General features: G+C 58.9%; 1 protein-coding gene and 1 pseudogene. Both read left to right on the top strand.

Annotated elements, in window-relative coordinates:
* Positions 1 to 14: 14 nt before the first annotated feature.
* Entirely contained in the window at positions 15 to 179 is a 165-nt protein-coding gene (gene tnpB, locus BRX37_RS27735; protein ID WP_486057250.1) for an IS66 family insertion sequence element accessory protein TnpB, read from the top strand.
* Positions 180 to 246: 67 nt separating this feature from the next.
* A pseudogene (locus BRX37_RS26505) lies at positions 247 to 405 on the top strand (IS66 family transposase); the annotation flags it as partial.
* Positions 406 to 535: the final 130 nt, after the last annotated feature.

Genomic DNA, 535 nt, shown 5'->3' with positions numbered 1-535 from the left:
GGGATGGCAGCGGCCTGGTGCTCGTGAGCAAGGTTTTGCAGACGGGGGGCTTCCATTGGCCACGGGCACAGGATGGCGTGATGCGGCTGTCGGCATCACAGGCGTCAGCCTTGTTCGAAGGGCTGCAGTGGTCGAAAATGCACACGCCGCGCGCTCAGGCTCCGGTGACGACACGATAGGTCGCATGCCTGATTCCCCTGATCGAAATGCCATTGCGGGCCGTCCAGAAACTGCCAGAAATAGGGCATGTCCGCCACTGCAGCCGACCTTCCTGACGATGTCGCCATTCTCAAGGCGATGGTCCTAGCCGGCCTCGAGCGTGAAGCTCGGATGCAGCATATCATCGACCAGATCACCCGGACGACATTCGGAAAACGGTCGGAGAAGCTGAACGAGGATCAGTTGGTGCGTAACCGTCCGATTGGGACCGCCTGCCTAATGGAGCGATAATTTCTTAAGAGACGGTCATAGCGACGTCGCTAACGACGTCTCTTGATCGGGGATTGCGATGAGGGCGGAAATACTGGGTCAGGAA

The organism is Sphingomonas sp. S-NIH.Pt3_0716 (assembly GCF_003950715.1).
In the GTDB taxonomy this organism is placed as follows: Bacteria; Pseudomonadota; Alphaproteobacteria; order Sphingomonadales; family Sphingomonadaceae; genus Sphingobium; species Sphingobium yanoikuyae_A.
This window is presented reverse-complemented; position numbering and strand designations above follow the sequence as displayed.